The sequence below is a fragment of the Sporosarcina sp. ZBG7A genome (assembly GCF_000813425.1).
In the GTDB taxonomy this organism is placed as follows: domain Bacteria; phylum Bacillota; class Bacilli; order Bacillales_A; family Planococcaceae; genus Sporosarcina.
Window position 1 is genome coordinate 132,878 of record NZ_JWIB01000007.1, and the last position, 17,238, is coordinate 150,115.

Consider the following 17,238-nt stretch of genomic DNA (forward strand, 5'->3'; position numbering starts at 1 on the left):
GTTATGAGCCTCCCGTAGGTCCGTTAAAGACGAGATAGATCATTGCAAAGAATGAAAAGATCAGTAAACCATAGGCAATGACTGCAAACACTATCTTAAGGAGCTTATTTGTTAATTTGGTACGGCTAACATGAATGAGTCCCATTGAGATCATCATGAAACCCATGGCGTAAAAAGATAGCCACATTTTATCCAATGAGGACAAAGTACGTCATTCCTTCCAGTCGTAAATTTAGGCGTCACAACAAGTATTCATGAGGAAATAAAGAACGCTTTTTTAATTAGAAAAATCGTCAGTTTCCTTCTTTTTTCCTCGATTCATCAACCAATCTACCGCTTCCTTCGGTTCATGACCTTCAAATAAGACAGAATATAAGGCTTCTGTTAACGGCATAGAAACGTCATATTGCTTTGCCAGCTGATGAGCTGCCTTAGTTGTACGGACGCCTTCAATCACCATTCCCATGCCTTCTGTCACTTCTTCCAGTGAATGTCCTTTTCCAAGCATGTTTCCTGCTTTCCAGTTACGCGAATGGACACTGTTCGCTGTGACGATTAGATCTCCCATACCAGCTAGTCCTGCAAATGTAAGTGGACTAGCACCCATCTTAACCCCAAGACGCGTAATCTCTGCGAGGCCTCGAGTAATTAGTGCTGCTTTTGCGTTATCACCGTATTCTAAACCGTCTGTAATACCGGCAGCAAGTGCGATGACATTTTTCAAAGCCCCGCCTAGCTCCACTCCGAGAACATCTTCGTTTGTATACACACGGAAATACGAGTTCATGAATAATGTCTGAATCTCTTCTGCTGCTTGACCATCCTCTGAAGCCACTGTCACGGTCGTCGGATGACGCAATACGACTTCTTCAGCATGAGATGGCCCCGAGAGGACAACTAAAGCTCTACGTGATTCAGGTCGTATTTCTTCTGCTAGCATCTCAGTTATCCGCTTGAGAGTATCTGGTTCAATTCCTTTTGATACATGTACGATGAGTTTCGGGTTTTGTATCAAACTATTTAATTGTGCTCCAATTTCTCGCATTCCTTTTGTTGGTACAGCAACAATTAGAACGTCAGCATGCTCAACAGCTTGCTTTAGATTCGAAGTAGCTTTCAGTGACTCAGGTAGCTTACAATTTTTCAAGTAAGAATCATTCGTATGCTGTTCGTTTATTTCATTGGCTTGCTCTTCCCGTCTTCCCCAAATTAGACAGTCATGTCCATTTTCAGCAAGAACAAAGGCGAGTGCAGTACCCCAGCTTCCTGCACCAATCACAGAAACTTTTATCACGTTTCCTCATCCTTTCCCACAGTTTCGTTAACTTCTAGCCCGAGTGATAATCCGAATTGGTGTCCCTTCAAATCCGAAAGACTCACGCAAACGATTGCGAAGGAATCGTTCATAAGAAAAGTGCATCAGTTCTGTATCATTTACAAATACTACAAAAGCAGGAGGTCTAACTGCTACCTGAGTTGAATAATAAATACGGAGTCGTTTACCTTTATCCGTCGGTGCAGGATTTCTAGCAATTGCATCCTCAACGACTTCGTTTAGTACGCTGGATTGAATACGCATCGAATGATTTTCACTAATATTAACGATCATCTCAAACAATGAGCGAACCCGTTGTTTTGTTTTTGCAGATACATAAGCAATCGGTGCATAATCCAGGAATAAGAAGTTTTTACGAATATCCTCGTTAAAACGATTCATCGTCTTTTCATCTTTCTCAAGAGCATCCCACTTGTTGACGACAAATAGAATTCCTTTCCCCGCTTCTTCTGCGTATCCTGCAATCCGTTTATCCTGCTCACGAATACCTTCTTCACCGTTAATGACAATCAGAACAACATCAGAACGATCGATTGCTTTTAGTGCACGGAGCACACTGTATTTCTCCGTATTTTCGTACACTTTACCTTTTTTACGCATTCCTGCTGTATCAATAATTTTAAATTTCTGTCCTTCATATTCATATGAAGAGTCAATCGCATCGGTTGTAGTTCCAGCAACGTCACTGACGATAACACGGTCTTCACCGAGCAATGCATTGACTAGTGAGGATTTCCCAACATTCGGTCGACCGATTAAAGAAAAGCGAATAACATCCTCTTCAATTTCTTCTTCTGATGGATCAGGGAAACTTTCTGCAACGGTATCCAAAAGATCTCCAAGTCCTAAGCCGTGTGATCCCGAAATAGGATGCGGATCGCCGAAACCAAGTGAATAGAAATCATAAATCATATCCTTCATCTCAGGGTTATCCACCTTATTGACGGCAAGTACTACTGGCTTTTTGGTCTTATACAAGATTTTCGCAACTTGCTCATCTGCATCAGTAACTCCTTCTCTTCCGTTTGTAAGGAAAATAATTACATCAGCTTCCTCGATTGCAATTTCTGCCTGCAAACGAATTTGAACTAGGAATGGTTCATCCCCAATATCAATACCGCCCGTGTCAATCAAATTAAAGTCGTGAGACAGCCAATCTGCCGCACTGTAAATTCGGTCCCGGGTCACACCGGAGACATCTTCCACTATCGAAATTCGTTCTCCGACAATTCTGTTAAAAATCGTAGACTTACCGACATTCGGACGTCCTACGATGGCTACTGTTGGTTTACTCATTAGTCATTCATCCTTCCAAGCTATCTTCTGCATATTATACACAAAAAAAAGAGATGGCGCTCCTAAAAGAGCCATCTCTTTCAATACAGTTGTTACAGGTTCGCAAACCTTTTTAGTTAGAGAACTTTTTTAACTGATCTCCGATGACATCACTGATAGAGAAACCAGAAGGTTCTTCTGGCATTTCGTAGCCATCGTATGTGTCCTCTACTTTATCAGTTAGATCTTTAATACTTAGAGATAGACGTTTGTCGTTAGGATTGACGTCTAATACTTTCACTTCTACATTTTGTCCTTCAGACAAGACTTCGTTCGGTGTTCCAATATGGTCGTGGGAAATTCTTGAAATATGCACAAGACCTTCGACTCCTGGGGATACTTCGACAAAAGCTCCGTAAGACACGAGACGTTTTACAGTTCCCTGTAACACTGCACCCTTAGGGGCTTTGTCCTCGATACCTTCCCATGGTCCAGCTAGCGTTTCCTTGATAGATAAGCTAATTCGTTCAGAGTCGCGATCCACAGCCAAAATCTTCACTTGGACTTTATCGCCTTCTTTTAGGACATCTGAAACTTTTTCAACATGTCCATGAGCGATTTGTGAAATGTGAACTAAGCCGTCCACACCGCCCAAATCTACAAATGCACCAAATGAAGCAATACGTTGCACGGTTCCTTCAAGGACTTGACCCTCGTGAAGGTTTTCTAGTATTTCTTCTTTTTTAGATGATTTCTCTTCTTGAATAACCGCACGATGTGAAAGGATTAAACGATTTTTCTCTTTATCCATTTCTACAATCTTAAACTCCATTGAGCGACCTTTGTAGTCTTCAAATGATTCGACAAAGTGATCTTCGACTAACGATGCAGGGATGAAACCTCGCACGCCCAAGTCCACTACTAAACCACCTTTTACAACATCTCTCACTTCTGTTGTAATTGTGACAGAATTATTGAATTGCTCTTCCAATGTATCCCATGCATCTTCAGCATCCACTTTACGTTTAGATAACACGAAGGCATCATCTTCAACTTTAATGATAGAAAGTTCAAGTTCATCGCCTTCTTTTACTGCATCTGATGCTGTTTCGATGTGAAGACTAGATAATTCACTGATTGGAATCACGCCGTCAAATGGTGCTCCAGAAATTTCTACAGTGACAGATTTATCTTCAATCTTTGTTACTTTACCTGTCACCCGATCTCCTTCGTTATACCCGTCCATTGCTTCTACATTCATCTCTTCAGTCATATGTAGTCCTCCTCCATAATAATCATAGTTCTATACTATTGGAATATACCCATAAAAACAAAAAATTGAACTTGTGTGTCAACGATTTTTTTCTATTAGCTTTTGAATAGCAGTCATAATTACTTCCGTTGCTTCTTCGGCAGAAGCTTTCCGTTCACGGTAAGGCGTCATATCAATAGGCTCCCCGTAAACTACTTTCAGCTGTTTGAATGGGCGATAAGGGCCGATAATTGCACAAGGCATAACTAATGCATCACCTTTTAGTGCAAAAAAACCTGCCCCAGTTAGTCCTTTCCCTATTTCCCCAGTTTTACTCCTTGTTCCTTCAGGAAACATTCCAACTACTTGTCCTGAGCGAAGTAATTCAAGCGCTTTACGTATCGCCTGACGATCACTCAGCCCGCGTTTTACAGGAAAAGCATTCACATTAGGTAATATCGATTTTAACAAAGGTAGTTGGAACAGCTCTTCTTTCGCCATAAAGTGTACAGGACGCGGAGCTGTTAAACCAACAACAGGCGGATCTAAGTTATCGATATGATTGGTACACAAAAGAACGCCTTGGTCTTTCGGAAAATTTTCTTGACCTATTACTTTGATTCGATAGAACGGTTTTAATACGGCAGTGCATAGTGCTTTTCCAAGAGGATATAAATTCATGGGCGCTTCCTCTTTTCTACATGATGAATAATCGTATCTGCAACTTGTTCAATACTCATCGATGTTGTATCGATAAAAATTGCATCACTCGCTTGCTTCAGTGGAGATGCGATACGTTCTGTATCCGCCTTGTCCCGATTCGAGATGTCCTGGCAGAGCTCTTCCATCGAACGATCGATGCCTCTTTTTGTGTTCTCCACAAAACGTCTTTCAGCACGTTCTTCCACGGAAGCAGTCATGAAAATCTTCAGTTCAGCATTCGGTAATACTGCTGTCCCAATATCTCTACCATCCATTACAACCCCTTTAGTATTCGCTAAAAGTCGTTGCTTTTCTACCATCATCTCTCTGACACGTGGTTGAGCAGCGGTAGCAGATACATTTGACGTAACTTCCTGTGAACGTATCTCTTCCGTAACATCTTCACCATCTACACGGACAATTTGTCCTTCTTCGGTTGGTACTAACTCAATGACAATCTGCTCCAGCAAACTAGAGAGTGCATCATCGTCATATACATCTATATGCTCTTTTAATGCCTTATATGTTAGAGCTCGGTACATTGCACCTGTATCGATGTAGGTATATCCCAACTTACTTGCTGTTATTTTTGCGATTGTACTTTTACCTGCAGCAGCAGGACCATCTATTGCAATCTGTATTCCTTTTTCCATTTCCATTACCCCCGTACTCAATTCGCAAACATTGTACCATAGCGAAAAGGAAAAAGTCTTTTTCTTAAAGACTTTTTCCTATTCATTCCGTTTTTTTAATTGTCGTTCGAAGCATAAACGAATGACTTGTTGCCGAGATTCCGGATCGATTTGGTCGAACTGCAAGGACGCAATTCTCCTACCATCTTTTTCCCAAATCCGGACAATCCTCGCATTTACTCGCACATATTTAATGGAATTATTGGCGTAGGGAAGAACAATAGTCAACCTCACAATATCATCTTCTTCAAAATTCGATTTCGCCAAATTGACAGCCATTCCGCCTGCACTTATATCTTCAGCAACAAGTTGATGAACGATACCGTCTTTATCTACAGCTACATCTAACGGGGAATCTACACGTACAAATTCCCGACGCTGAATTTTTATCAATTCTAAATCACCTGGATACGACAGCTGAAGCATCGGGATTCCTCGATTCAGTCTTCCCATCACTTCAGTCTTAAAGACATAAGCCATTTTCAACTCATCGACGAATGAGACCAAAAGTTGAGTACCGTCTATAAAGAATGCAGTTCTCCCTGTTTCAAGATGGGTGGGATAATCGATCATTACACAATCTTTCCCCATATCCACTACTCGACTTTTAAATTTCTCGCCTTCTTCGGTATAATCTTTGTCTATTGTGATTGAGGTTCCTAATGCAAGCTTCATAAAACCGCCACCTGTCATGATTTCATACTAGTATTATGACATGAGTGGCGGGATTTTCCAATCACTATTTTAAGGTTGTTTCTCCGTCCTAATTACGTCTTTTGTTTCAGTGTCCACTAAGACGAGATACGTACCAATTTCACCGTTTTCTTCTAGAGTTACAGTCGGGGCGTAGGCAAGACGTTGAGTACCATGTTCATTTTCGACATAAACAAGTTCTTGTTTATTTACTTTTACGTTCTTATGAAAAAATGTTTTCCAATCTATTGTAATCATTGGTTGATCTTTAAGCTGTTCTTTTCGAATATACTCCGCAGCATTAAGACCCAGAATCCGACCATCTTCTTTTGCTGCTTTTATCTGGATTGTATCAGACAACACTTTCGCCTTATGCATTTTCTCCACTCGCGTATAAACAAAGTGAAAAGCTGTGTCGTTTTCTCTTACTTCTTCAAACACTACATCAGTGTATCCTGAATCTTTTAAGAATGTTTCTACCCGATTACGAACACTGTCTAATTCCATAGTACCCGCACCCGAAGGTCGTTCTGTTAGGAAGGAAAGAATATGTCCTCCCTTTTTAGTGATGTCAATATATCCTACCGAGTCATTATCTGCAAAACGGATATGATAAAATGGATAGGCTGCACCTGGCTTACTTTCTGTTGTGTCAATAACTTGGTTAGACACATCGGGGAATAATTTTTTGAATTTAGTTAGCGCTTCTTCTTTGGTGACAGCAGGATCTTTAATATTCTTTAATTCTTTTTTCTTTAACGCGTCGGATTCACTCGCTGTTAGTGGGAAATCACTTTCCGTATATTGTTGAATGGATGCACTTAATCCTTTCCAGTCGAAAGAAGCTTTCTCTCCGTCCAGCCGGTCCTGCCATTCAGCCATTGAAAGATTTCCACTAGCCATATCGGCAGTTGCAACTGACCATTGGTCTGATAGACTTTGAATATTTTGTGAAGCACGATCCATTACTTTGTGAAATTCTGTAGGATCAGTCTCTTCATCTCCTTCTTTAGAAAACTTTCCTAACCTTCCTAAGTAGTTCATCCACGTTGTCGAAAATCCTTGGTCGAGAGGAAGTGATGCGACTGATTGTTGAATATCCGAAGACAACCGCCAAATATCCTCGCGAGCCTCAAGATCTCCTTTGCCTTGATTGAATAGCAACGTCTTCTTAACGGCTTCGTCTAAGTCTTGCAGCTTCGAAGAGGCATCAGAAATATTTTTTGCATATTGCACAGACAATGCATTTTGCAAATCCTTATTTTGTGTAGCTGTCGAATAGGAGTACGCAGATAACGCAACAATCGCGAAAACAGCAAGAAACACTAATTTTTTCATAAGAATGTACTACACCTGCTTTCTGTATTAGTTATAGTTTCACGACAAGTAAGAAGTTCTTGTTAGTTACAAAAAATGTGCAACCCTATTTTCTTAATTTGAGGGCGTGACCAGATCCATTTACTTGTAGCAGTTATCGGATTAAAGTAATAAATTGCGTTCTCTGAAGGATCCCATCCATTCATTGCATCTATTACTGCCTCTTTTGCTCGTTCATTAGGTTCTAGCCAAATTTGACCATCTGAAACAGCTGTAAATGCACCTGGTTGAAAAATCACACCACCAACCGTATTCGGAAAGTCAGGATGCTCGATTCTATTTAAGATGACAGCTGCTACAGCCACTTGACCTTCATAAGGTTCCCCTCGGGATTCACCATATACAGCATTCGCTAATAGCTTAAGATCGTCCTCACTATATTTTGAAGGGACTTGGGTATTGGTACTTGGTTTTGAATTAGAAGCCCCCCCTTTAACTTGAGACGACAACGGCTTGCCTCCATAATGAGTAAATTCTTTACCAGCCTTAATATTGTCCATGACAAATTTCTTGTCATACGAAGAAACCGAAGTTAACTTTTTCTTCGTTTTAGTTCCTGCGATACCATCTATAGGCATCCCATACTTCTCCTGAAACTCGCGTAAAGCCCAATACGTCTGATACCCAAAATTTCCGTCTATCTTACCCTTGAAGAACCCGATATATTGAAGCCTAGCTTGAAGTTCAATAACATCGTCTCCTTTAGTCCCTTTAGCAAGTCCCCGATCCGTGAAAGCGTGAGTGTCAGTTGAAAGTGACAATTGAATACCTACAAAAAAGAGCAATCCAATCAACATTGTGCGTATTGTTTTGTTCATGTCGTTTCCTCCAGTCGTTCTTCTTGTACCTTTAGACTGTCCTAAATCGGTGGAATTATGACGCGTTGTTCCATTTCCACACAAAAAAACCATCCAATAATAATGGATGGTTTTCATCGTGCTCTTTTTTGAATTTGTCTCATTGCAAAAACATGTGCGTATTTCACTCTTGTAAGTCCGAACCACCATAAAAACAACATGAATGGAATCATTAAATATAACCATAGATCATGAATTTCCAAAATTGCATTGTAGGTAACATGTAACACAAATGGAAAAATCAACGCAATTAATAAGTTCCATTTTTTTCTATCCGCCACTGCGAATTTCGATCTTCCAAAATAGTATCCCATAACAACACCGAACAATGCATGGCTGGAAACCGGCAATAACGCACGAATGAACGCCGTATCCAGCCCAAATGTAAACAAAAACAGGATATTTTCAACTGTCGCGAACCCTAGCGATACACTGGCTCCGAAAAGAATTCCGTCATACACATCTTCAAACTCAAAATTTTTGTAAACAAAGACTAATAAAATTAGCCATTTAAAAAATTCTTCCAAAGCACCTGTGAATACAGTATTCTGTAAAAATTCATTGGTAAAGACCTGTTCCTCGACGAAAACATGTTGAACGAACAGAATCGGAAACGTCATGACTGCTCCGTAAACAAAGGCTTGAAAAAGAGTGCGCGAAGGTTCCCTTGAAATTTCTTTTCTTAAGTAAAGATAACTAAATAATGCCAGTGACGGAGCGATTGCAACTGTAAACAAAATTATCAAGCTTCGCACCCCCAATCAGGGTGATTATATCACAAATACAGAAACAATTACCTATTCTGTTAACAATTTGCTTTCATCTTTTCGGAAATCGATAAAGCAATGGCCTCTCCATGATGCCGTCCGTTCTCAATAAAGATTGAGTTTGCATTATTACCGGCAGCAATCACACCCGCAATGTAAAGGTCCTCTACTGAGGTTTCCATCGTTTCCTCGTTATATAATGGGCATCCGCTTTCCTGTTCCAACTCGATTCCTATACTTCCTAGGAAATTGTAGTCCGGGTGGTAACCAATCATTGCAAACACAGTATCCGACTCGATTTCTTCAACGCCTGTCTCGGTACGGATCCGGACTGCATCTCTCCTAATTTCTTCTACAGTAGCTTGAAAAATCATTCTGATTTTCCCGTTATTCACCAGACTTTCAAACCCAGGTAAGATCCAGGGCTTCACACTAGGTGAGTAAGAGGCACCGCGATAAACAACTGTCACGTTAGCACCTGCTCGCTCAAGCTCAAGCGCAGCATCTACTGCAGAGTTTTTTCCTCCGATGACTACTACATTCTTTCGGAAGTATGGGTGCGCTTCCTTAAAATAGTGATGAACATTTGGTAAGTCGGCACCGACAGCTTCAAGGCGATTAGGTTGGTCGTAATAACCTGTAGCAACTACAACGTATGAAGCTTCATACACACCCTTATCCGTTGTGAGATGAAACACTTGCCCTGTTTTTTCAACAGATAGAACTGTTTCACCACTGTTTATCGTTAATTGTTCAAGTTCGGCAACTGTTCGATAGTAAACAAGCGCATCATTACGTTGAGGTTTATCTTTCGCAGTTATAAATGGAATGTTACCGATTGATAATTTCATACTTGAACTGAAAAATGTCTGATGTGTGGGATAGCTGTGAATCGAGTTTACAATACTTCCCTTTTCAATCAGCAACACATCAAGACCTAAACGTTGTAAATGAATAGCAGCAGATAGTCCACAAGGACCTGCTCCTATAATAATGGCATCTGTTTTAAGCATGTCGACTTGTTTCACTCCTTTTTTTATACTCAATTTTAATAAGATGAGTTTCAGGGGGAGCCCCAAAACGTAGTGGAACCAACGTTGTGCCAAAACCATTGCTTATCAGTTGTGCATGTTCCTTTTCATCCTTAAATTCTCCCTGTGGTTGCATTCCAAAAGGTCCAAAGCGAATTTGTCCTCCATGTGTATGGCCACCTAGGAGAAGCTCAGGATTAGAAATCTGGAGAAGTTTTTTGAACAACGAAGGATTATGAACTGCAATAAGCTGATACGTATACTCTTCAGTGTATGACACAGCTTTTTGTAAGTTTGTATTTCCACTCGAAGGATCATCTGCACCACTAATAATCCAATCTGGATGCTCCGGGATGCGAACACTTTCGTTATCAAGTATTGTTCCGTCGACGCCCTTTATAATTTCTCGAATGACGGATTCTCCAATTTCTCTATCATTATTTCCCCATACGTAGTAAACCGGTCCTAATGTAGATAGCTTTTCCACATTACTTTTCACTCTTTCTGATGGGACACCGTTCTCAGCCACATCACCACCAATAATAACTAGATCAACTGAACTGGACCGTAATCGGACTTTGTCTAACAGTTTAGTAGGTATTCTTCTGCGATGCACATCACTTATAAAAAATACATTAAGTTGTGAGTCGGCTTTGGAGGAATTTTTTACTTTCATGCGGTGGGTTTTTATAGAATTCTTATGTGCACTATAAAACATACATCCAAGCAATAAGCTTAAACACGTGAATAACACACGTATTCCAATCCAAACATTTTTCATACATCCACCTACCATATGAAAAAGGCAAAGTTAGCGTACTTTGCCTTTTCGAAATTTGTAATTAAGGAATGACCAGCGTCTGTCCAACGCTGATTGAATTTGATGATAAACCATTTGCCGCTTTAATTTTCTCAACCCCACTACCCGAACCATAATAAGTGACCGAAATTCGATAAAGCGTTTCGCTCGGTTGAACGGTATGTGATTTTGCAGCTGGCTTCTCTTCCGGTTTTGTTTCTGGTTTTGGATCTGGTTTTGGATCTGGTTTTGGGTCTGGTTTCGTTTCTGGTTTTGGATCCGGTTTTGGTGTGGCTACAGGCTTATTTTCGGACTTCTGTGAATCCGTTTTCTCATCCTTTTTAGCGGTGTCATCCTTTTTCGAATCGTCATCTTCTTTTTCATTAGAATCGGACGCCACATCATTCAAAGAATTCGGTGACTGACTTGAACCAAGTTCATATTTCACATCCGATTTATCAATATTGACGGTAGTATCGTCTTTAGGATTATACAAATCTGAAAGAACATACACAAATATTCCAATCGGGATTAATGTAAAGAGAACAAGAATAACATTGATGAGCGTGAGACCTTTGCTAGATTCTTTCTTATTCCGCTTAGGAGTCGCATTCTTATTCTGACGTAATTTAACGCGAGAGGGCAGATCTGCTTTAGTATCCTCACCTAAGTCGATCTCTTTTCTATTTTCTTCGAACTCTGAGTTATAGTCACTTTTTGTCATAGTGGCATTCTCCTATCCCCTATTACTATATCTTTATTATGACGAATTTTGTCGTAAAAGTAAACGGCAATAAGGTCTCCTAACAAAGCAGTAGTTGAATTCTCTCCTCCCATTGTAGGAGTCGTCTTCGATTTCCTAAACTCTCGTTGCTTAAAAGCCAATCGTCATTAGCCGTGCCGCATACGGAACAGCACATATCAGGATTCGTCTGAAATGTCTCATCAAAATAAGAGAGTAACTTCCCTCGTAAACAGGTCTTCTCATGTACATAGGCAATCATTTGCCTTAACTTTTCTTCTTTGTCGTACTTTAATTTTGTGAACGTTTTAAGAACATCTTCTAAAGTGAGTGATTCCAGATAATACTGAACAACTCTGGATCCCGTTTCAGAAATCCCCGCAAGTTCTGCTGAAGATTCTATCGACTGACCAGAAGCCCGCATCGCCATAAAATGATGGACTTGTGGTTCATCAGGCAAATCCTTTTGCACAATGAAACGAACTTTCTGCTCGTCGTCTGTAACATACAACAAGATTGCACTGGACCTCTCTCCATCTCTACCCGCACGGCCCGCTTCTTGAACATACGCAGCTGCAGATGCCGGCATTTGGTCATGAATAACTTGCCGGATATCGTCTTTATGTACGCCCATTCCAAATGCATTAGTTGCACAAATCCAAGATATTTCCCCAGTCAGAAATTGTTGCTGAATAATATTACGGTCCCCTGCTTCTTTTCCTGCATGGTACGAAGCAATCGTAATTCCTTCTTGCTGAAGTACACGTGTCAGTTCTTCCGCACGTTTCCTCGAGGCAACATAAATAATTCCGGGACCCTTAGTCGTTATTAATCGTTCTTTCAGCCATGTAGTCTTATCAGCTTCCGTTTCCAGTTGTTGAACCGCATACGTTAAATTAGGTCGATCCAAGGACTGGCGAATGACGGTCGGTTTAGACATTTGTAAGTAGTGGATGATATCTGCTTCTACTCTCGCATCAGCAGTAGCGGTCAACGCTAAAACTGGAGGATTTCCAGCTAAGTGGATGAACTCTCCTAGACGCAAATAATCTGGACGAAAATCGAACCCCCACTGGGAAATACAATGGGCTTCATCCACCACTAGAATTGAAATCGGTAATCTCATCAAAAAATTTGTCATATCAGGGCGACTAATCATTTCAGGAGAGATGAATAGAAATTTTATCTTATGAATTTCATCAAATATGTATTTTCGTTGTTCAGATGATAGAAATGAATTAACTGCCGCAACGCGCTTTTCGCCACGCCTGCGAATACTCGCCACCTGGTCTTCCATCAAAGAAACGAGTGGGGATATGATGAGGACAAGCCCATCCTGCATCTCACCAGGCAGCTGATAGCACAACGACTTCCCCATTCCGGTTGGCAGTATTGCAAGTGTATCATTTCGTCCCAATATTGAGCGTATGACACTTTCTTGGCCTGGTCGAAATTCGTCAAATCCAAATCGTACTTTAAGTTCATGATGAAGCTCCATTACACGTGTTCTCCTTTCATTGTACTCATAATAAGACGAAGCTGAAAATAGGATAAATGAGGAAACTTATCTTTCAGAAGACGTAGGCGTTTGACATCATTGTTTTTCACTTCCATCTTGACCGCTAGCTGATCTTCACGTTTTACAAATCGTAAAATGGGAAAATCTCTATCATTCGCTGCAATTTCTGAAATATGATCCTCAATGGTATTCACTTTTAACTGACGTGTACTTGCAATCTCTTCAATAGACACTCCTTGGTCAAACAACTTTTTTGTAATCGCGGTCGAATCTGTTAGTGGTGTTTCAATACGAATACCATATGCAAGCTTATGTAATATCGGGAGTTTTTCAGCAAACTCTTCACTTTCAGATACAGCAATTAATCGGTGTAGCGCTTCTAAATATTCGAGTTGTAAACTGGCGACAGGTTCGCTTGTTGCTTCTTCAAGTTGCTCCCACGTCCAGCCTGAAGCGTCCACACCGGTTAAGCGGTGACTCAATATGGATGCTTGAAGGTCAGAAATACCGGTCATTTCCAAAGCTAGTAGCAGCTCACCTGCTAAATAACGTGCGCTATTCTGTCTTGCATCGTAAAGACTTCTTAATACTTCTTTCACAAACTGCTGGATCTTACGGTCATTCGTAATTGGATGAAAAGAATTTCGGGATTCTCGTAACTGAGATAGCGTTTGTACAAGTAAGACCAATCTCAAAAAGAAAATCTCTTCCCTTCCTCTATAATTCCAGCCATCAAAGTGAAAAACTCGTAGTTCTTTTTCCGTTCGCTTTCCCTTTTCCGTGACTGTTACAATGCCTTCACTTTCTCTTATCAATCCTTCATGTTGAAGGGCCCTGACAGCTTCTGCAAAAGTTGAATCTGCTAGTTTCGGGAGTAGCGAAAAATATGGTTTTATTGAAAAATAATCGATATCTTGGAGTGTTTGCCCTGAACGCTTTCCACGTAAGACATGTAAACTCGCATTTAAAGACCTTTGCCCATCCATTTTTTCTGCGATCTTTAAAATTATTGAACTCAACTTCACTAAGAATCCCTACTTTCTAGTGGTTAAAGGTTGAAAACTGTAGAAAACCGTTTTAGAATGGATGAAGTACCTAGTTGCTAGTGCGAAGAAAAGAGGAGAGAACGAACATGTCTACTCGAAAGTTTACTATCGTAGATCAGGACACATGTATCGCTTGTGGAGCTTGCGGAGCTGCAGCGCCTGATATTTATGATTATGATGATGAAGGAATTGCGTTTGTTATCCTCGATGATAACACGGGAAATACTGAAGTTCCAGAAGAACTGCTGGAGGACCTTGAAGATGCATTTGACGGATGTCCAACAGACTCTATCAAAATTGCAGATGATCCATTCGAAGGCGATCCACTTAAATATGAAGACTAAAAACAGGCTACCCGCATTTTAGCGGGTAGCCTGTTTTTCTATTTCAAACCGATAATTTGCGATGTTGTTGAGAAATCCAGTTCTGCATACTTTTAAATAGCAGTAAGGAGATCCCCATTAATATAGCACCTTTAATTAGGTTGAACGGCAAGATACCTAAGACGATCATTGTATAAAGTCCGTCTCCAGTTACTGGCGGTGCATTTAAGAAATACGTGTATGCCGGCAAGAAGACTAGATAATTTAACAGACTCATGCCAACTGCCATGGAAATTGTGCCTGATATAAGTCCCACAGTCAAGCCACGCGAGGTACGGAATTTGTTGAAAATAAAGTAGATCGGCATGATGAACAATACGCCAGTCACAAAATTAGCTATTTCCCCAACAGGTACACCTGTCGGACTTCCTGATAAGAACCAGTAGAGAACGTTCTTCAATAACTCTACAAGAATTCCTGCGACCGGACCTAGCGTCATCACCGCTAATACTGCGGGTATTTCACTAAAATCGATCTTCAAAAAACCTGGTAGTGCTGGTAGCGGGAAGTTAAACTGCATGAGTACTGTGGAAATGCTACCTAGGATGGCGACTAAAATCATCACCCGTAATTTCTTGCTATTCATACTACTCTCTCCTTTTGCGATTCACTTCACAAAGAGGAAAGGATCTGCCTAATCTTTCGCCTGTCTTCACAAAAATACCCTTCAGCAAATTCATGCTAAAGGGAGTGTGTAGACGTGTTTAAATAAGACACTAGCACCCAATAGAATGCTCGCACTTAAATAAGCCGTTGCCTAACAGACAAAAAGACGGCTTCGCCTTCACCTTCTCCCATCCAGACTATACTGTCGGCTCCAGAATCTCACTGGAATCAGCTGTTAAGCTCGCGGGCTAAAAAGCTTTCGCTTCCATTTCCGCCGGTCGGGAATTTCACCCTGCCCCGAAGATGAATCAATATTTTGTTACACCACTAGTATATAGAAAAAAAAACAATCTGTAAACTTGTATGTTTACAGATTGACTGTTACTTCAAAATAAGTGGCATCGGATTCGCTCCGACCACCTCTTTGAGAGGTGCTCTGAAATTCAATCCATTCCAATCCAATGGTTCAACATTGACTACTTTTAGCTGAAGATCAAAACTAGCCGCTGTTAACGCAAGCCCATCAATTAGTTGACTTGCTTCATCCATTGGTAAGGAATCTAGTTGTAAGTTGTTGTTAAATTCAACTTCAGCAATTCCATCATTTACTATGACAGTGAAATCCATCTCTTTTGGAATCACAGGATCATACTGGCCATTTGGTGCTGTTCGCATGAGTTGAAGGGCTTCTTTAAATGACTCTGCTTGATACATGGAGTTTGGTGAAAGCACCTTTCGACCATCTTCTAATTTGTAGACGTAGTATGGAGTATTGGCTAGTTCTACTTGTATATCGATCGGCTCAAGCTGACCTACTTGATCAAACTCTGCTGGCTTTCCAGAATCATCTAATATTCGAATATCACGATATGATGGGAAAGTCTGCATCAAGGAGTGAAGAAACACTTCCTGTATAGCAGTTGACGAGTCATACTCATGCGTATCACTAAGTAGGACGCTAAGCTGATTTCCTTTTTCAGAAAATGTCGCATCTATTGGGTGCATCGGTTTAAAACCTAGCGCTTGCTCATCCAACTCTCCAGTAAATGCCTCGTAAAGCTCCAGATCTGTCGACTCTCCCGTTAGCCCTTTAGCTTCTAACTGTTCTTTTGACAAAAGAATAGACACTGGAATACTGACAGCCTGAGCATCCTGTAACCCTATATGCAATATGCGTCCTCCATCCAAATCAGCTGGATAAACGGCATATTGAGTAGCATCTCCCATTGAAACGGCAGATTTTGAACTAGCATCTTTTGAAAAGTTCTCCATCTCTTTTTCTTCTCTTGCAGCTGCAGGCACACCCTCTGAATCACTTTGGATTGACGCCTCATCTGCTGATTGCTTCCCAGTGTCCATAGAGCTCATGAAAGAAGGGATTAGTATCGCAACTAGCAAGACTGCTGCTACTGCCACTATTAAGGGAACAACGCGGTTTTTCTTGCGCAACGGCGTGGCTGGTCTTTTAGTAAGTCGCTCATCATTCTTCAAACGTTCCAGTACTTCTTCCTCAGATCGCTCATCCTTTAATTTCGGCATAGAGTGAAGGAGCTTTTCCAATTCATCATCTTTTTGTTCGTGATTCACTCGGCTCCCCCCTCTCTAGTCCTGCCAAAGTTACTTTTGTCCTTAAGCTTTTCAGTGCGCGATGTTGCGTTGTTTTCACTTTTCCTTCAGACCATCCAAGCACTTCAGCTGTATCTGAAATCGACAGGTCATTGAAATAGCGCATTATGATGACAAGACGCTGATCTAGCGTACACGAATCCAGTTTTTCAAGAACCGAACGCATTTGTTCATTATCAATCGATTGTTGCTCCGGCGTCTTGTCTGTCGATTTTAAGTCATCTTTGTCCCAGTCGAAAAATATAGCGTCGTGCTTACTACGTACTTTCGTTTTCCGGAAATAATCGATCGATACATTCTTAGCGATGGCAAACAACCAAGTTTTTTCGCTGCTTCGTCCCTCAAACGAGGAATAGGCACGAATCGCTTTCACGTAGACTTCATGGGATAAGTCTTCTGCAAGTAGACGATTTTTCGTCAAGTATGTCAGAAAGTTAAATACATCATGATGATACGTTTCATATAAATGATGAAATACGGAGTCGTCCACAATAATCCTCCTCGTTCACATAAGTTGACGGCCATATACTGCTAA

19 protein-coding genes and 1 riboswitch are annotated in these 17,238 nt (G+C 40.8%); of the genes, 1 reads left to right on the plus strand and 18 read right to left on the minus strand.

Features of this window, described 5'->3' with window-relative positions; genetic code table 11:
* Position 1 precedes the first annotated feature (1 nt).
* The 15 genes from RL70_RS02135 to RL70_RS02205 all read right to left on the minus strand — a co-directional run bounded on the left by RL70_RS02135 (position 2) and on the right by RL70_RS02205 (position 14,067).
* Positions 2–187 carry a DUF2768 domain-containing protein gene (locus RL70_RS02135; protein WP_255352950.1) on the minus strand — a complete coding sequence of 62 codons (186 nt, stop codon included), beginning with the start codon at positions 185–187 and terminating at the stop codon, positions 2–4.
* 90 nt (positions 188–277) lie between these two features.
* A complete protein-coding gene (locus tag RL70_RS02140; protein ID WP_039041785.1) occupies positions 278–1,294 on the minus strand; it encodes an NAD(P)H-dependent glycerol-3-phosphate dehydrogenase in 1,017 nt (338 codons plus the stop codon).
* Between the two features lie 27 nt (positions 1,295–1,321).
* Entirely contained in the window at positions 1,322–2,632 is a 1,311-nt protein-coding gene (der, locus tag RL70_RS02145) for a ribosome biogenesis GTPase Der (RefSeq protein WP_039041786.1), read from the minus strand.
* Positions 2,633–2,744: 112 nt separating this feature from the next.
* Complete coding sequence (gene rpsA / locus RL70_RS02150; RefSeq protein ID WP_039041787.1) at positions 2,745–3,884, minus strand: 30S ribosomal protein S1; 1,140 nt, start codon at positions 3,882–3,884, stop codon at positions 2,745–2,747.
* Between the two features lie 78 nt (positions 3,885–3,962).
* Positions 3,963–4,544 (minus strand): 1-acyl-sn-glycerol-3-phosphate acyltransferase, encoded by a 582-nt coding sequence (locus RL70_RS02155; protein WP_039041788.1) that lies wholly within the window; start codon positions 4,542–4,544, stop codon positions 3,963–3,965.
* Entirely contained in the window at positions 4,541–5,218 is a 678-nt protein-coding gene (cmk, locus tag RL70_RS02160; RefSeq protein WP_039041789.1) for a (d)CMP kinase, read from the minus strand. Before cmk ends, RL70_RS02155 begins: the two co-directional genes overlap by 4 nt.
* 78 nt (positions 5,219–5,296) lie before the next feature.
* Positions 5,297–5,932 carry a flagellar brake protein gene (locus RL70_RS02165; protein ID WP_039041790.1) on the minus strand — a complete coding sequence of 212 codons (636 nt, stop codon included), beginning with the start codon at positions 5,930–5,932 and terminating at the stop codon, positions 5,297–5,299.
* A 69-nt stretch (positions 5,933–6,001) separates the two neighbouring features.
* A complete protein-coding gene (locus RL70_RS02170; protein WP_039041791.1) occupies positions 6,002–7,288 on the minus strand; it encodes a PepSY1/2 domain-containing protein in 1,287 nt (428 codons plus the stop codon).
* A 62-nt stretch (positions 7,289–7,350) separates the two neighbouring features.
* A complete protein-coding gene (gene sleB / locus RL70_RS02175; protein WP_039041792.1) occupies positions 7,351–8,145 on the minus strand; it encodes a spore cortex-lytic enzyme in 795 nt (264 codons plus the stop codon).
* 113 nt (positions 8,146–8,258) lie between these two features.
* Positions 8,259–8,930, minus strand: coding sequence for a glutamic-type intramembrane protease PrsW (prsW, locus tag RL70_RS02180; protein WP_039041793.1), 672 nt, complete (start codon positions 8,928–8,930; stop codon positions 8,259–8,261).
* Positions 8,931–8,989: 59 nt separating this feature from the next.
* Positions 8,990–9,964 (minus strand): YpdA family putative bacillithiol disulfide reductase, encoded by a 975-nt coding sequence (locus tag RL70_RS02185; protein WP_039041794.1) that lies wholly within the window; start codon positions 9,962–9,964, stop codon positions 8,990–8,992.
* Positions 9,957–10,763, minus strand: coding sequence for a metallophosphoesterase (locus RL70_RS02190; protein WP_039041795.1), 807 nt, complete (start codon positions 10,761–10,763; stop codon positions 9,957–9,959). The genes RL70_RS02185 and RL70_RS02190 overlap by 8 nt, the downstream gene beginning before the upstream one ends.
* A 61-nt stretch (positions 10,764–10,824) precedes the next feature.
* Positions 10,825–11,505: a LysM peptidoglycan-binding domain-containing protein gene (locus tag RL70_RS02195; protein ID WP_039041796.1), complete on the minus strand. Its 681-nt coding sequence runs from the start codon at positions 11,503–11,505 to the stop codon at positions 10,825–10,827.
* Positions 11,506–11,584: 79 nt separating this feature from the next.
* Positions 11,585–13,021: an ATP-dependent DNA helicase RecQ gene (locus RL70_RS02200; protein WP_039041797.1), complete on the minus strand. Its 1,437-nt coding sequence runs from the start codon at positions 13,019–13,021 to the stop codon at positions 11,585–11,587.
* Positions 13,021–14,067, minus strand: coding sequence for a helix-turn-helix domain-containing protein (locus RL70_RS02205; RefSeq protein ID WP_039041798.1), 1,047 nt, complete (start codon positions 14,065–14,067; stop codon positions 13,021–13,023). The genes RL70_RS02200 and RL70_RS02205 overlap by 1 nt, the downstream gene beginning before the upstream one ends.
* A 107-nt stretch (positions 14,068–14,174) precedes the next feature.
* Between RL70_RS02205 and RL70_RS02210 the strand changes: the two genes are divergently transcribed.
* Entirely contained in the window at positions 14,175–14,432 is a 258-nt protein-coding gene (locus RL70_RS02210) for a ferredoxin (RefSeq protein ID WP_025784917.1), read from the plus strand.
* A 43-nt stretch (positions 14,433–14,475) separates the two neighbouring features.
* Here the strand turns inward: RL70_RS02210 and RL70_RS02215 are convergent, their stop codons facing one another.
* The 3 genes from RL70_RS02215 to RL70_RS02225 all read right to left on the minus strand — a co-directional run bounded on the left by RL70_RS02215 (position 14,476) and on the right by RL70_RS02225 (position 17,193).
* On the minus strand, positions 14,476–15,057 hold the full coding sequence (locus RL70_RS02215) for an ECF transporter S component (RefSeq protein ID WP_025784918.1): 582 nt from the start codon (positions 15,055–15,057) through the stop codon (positions 14,476–14,478).
* 196 nt (positions 15,058–15,253) lie between these two features.
* Positions 15,254–15,386, minus strand: a riboswitch (FMN riboswitch).
* A gap of 72 nt (positions 15,387–15,458) precedes the next feature.
* Positions 15,459–16,664, minus strand: a complete 1,206-nt coding sequence (locus RL70_RS02220) for a hypothetical protein (protein WP_039041799.1) — start codon at positions 16,662–16,664, stop codon at positions 15,459–15,461.
* Complete coding sequence (locus tag RL70_RS02225) at positions 16,642–17,193, minus strand: sigma-70 family RNA polymerase sigma factor (protein ID WP_039041800.1); 552 nt, start codon at positions 17,191–17,193, stop codon at positions 16,642–16,644. The genes RL70_RS02220 and RL70_RS02225 overlap by 23 nt, the downstream gene beginning before the upstream one ends.
* Positions 17,194–17,238: the final 45 nt, after the last annotated feature.

Excerpts from the sequence above, each read along its gene's own strand:
- der (WP_039041786.1), bottom strand. The coding sequence starts at position 2,632 with ATGAGTAAACCAACAGTAGCCATCGTAGGACGTCCGAATGTCGGTAAG.
- RL70_RS02210 (WP_025784917.1), top strand. The coding sequence starts at position 14,175 with ATGTCTACTCGAAAGTTTACTATCGTAGATCAGGACACATGTATCGCT.
- RL70_RS02155 (WP_039041788.1), bottom strand. The coding sequence starts at position 4,544 with ATGAATTTATATCCTCTTGGAAAAGCACTATGCACTGCCGTATTAAAA.
- RL70_RS02215 (WP_025784918.1), bottom strand. The coding sequence starts at position 15,057 with ATGAATAGCAAGAAATTACGGGTGATGATTTTAGTCGCCATCCTAGGT.
- RL70_RS02185 (WP_039041794.1), bottom strand. The coding sequence starts at position 9,964 with ATGCTTAAAACAGATGCCATTATTATAGGAGCAGGTCCTTGTGGACTA.
- RL70_RS02195 (WP_039041796.1), bottom strand. The coding sequence starts at position 11,505 with ATGACAAAAAGTGACTATAACTCAGAGTTCGAAGAAAATAGAAAAGAG.
- RL70_RS02170 (WP_039041791.1), bottom strand. The coding sequence starts at position 7,288 with ATGAAAAAATTAGTGTTTCTTGCTGTTTTCGCGATTGTTGCGTTATCT.
- RL70_RS02190 (WP_039041795.1), bottom strand. The coding sequence starts at position 10,763 with ATGAAAAATGTTTGGATTGGAATACGTGTGTTATTCACGTGTTTAAGC.
- RL70_RS02165 (WP_039041790.1), bottom strand. The coding sequence starts at position 5,932 with ATGAAGCTTGCATTAGGAACCTCAATCACAATAGACAAAGATTATACC.
- rpsA (WP_039041787.1), bottom strand. The coding sequence starts at position 3,884 with ATGACTGAAGAGATGAATGTAGAAGCAATGGACGGGTATAACGAAGGA.
- sleB (WP_039041792.1), bottom strand. The coding sequence starts at position 8,145 with ATGAACAAAACAATACGCACAATGTTGATTGGATTGCTCTTTTTTGTA.
- RL70_RS02135 (WP_255352950.1), bottom strand. The coding sequence starts at position 187 with ATGTGGCTATCTTTTTACGCCATGGGTTTCATGATGATCTCAATGGGA.
- RL70_RS02200 (WP_039041797.1), bottom strand. The coding sequence starts at position 13,021 with ATGGAGCTTCATCATGAACTTAAAGTACGATTTGGATTTGACGAATTT.
- cmk (WP_039041789.1), bottom strand. The coding sequence starts at position 5,218 with ATGGAAAAAGGAATACAGATTGCAATAGATGGTCCTGCTGCTGCAGGT.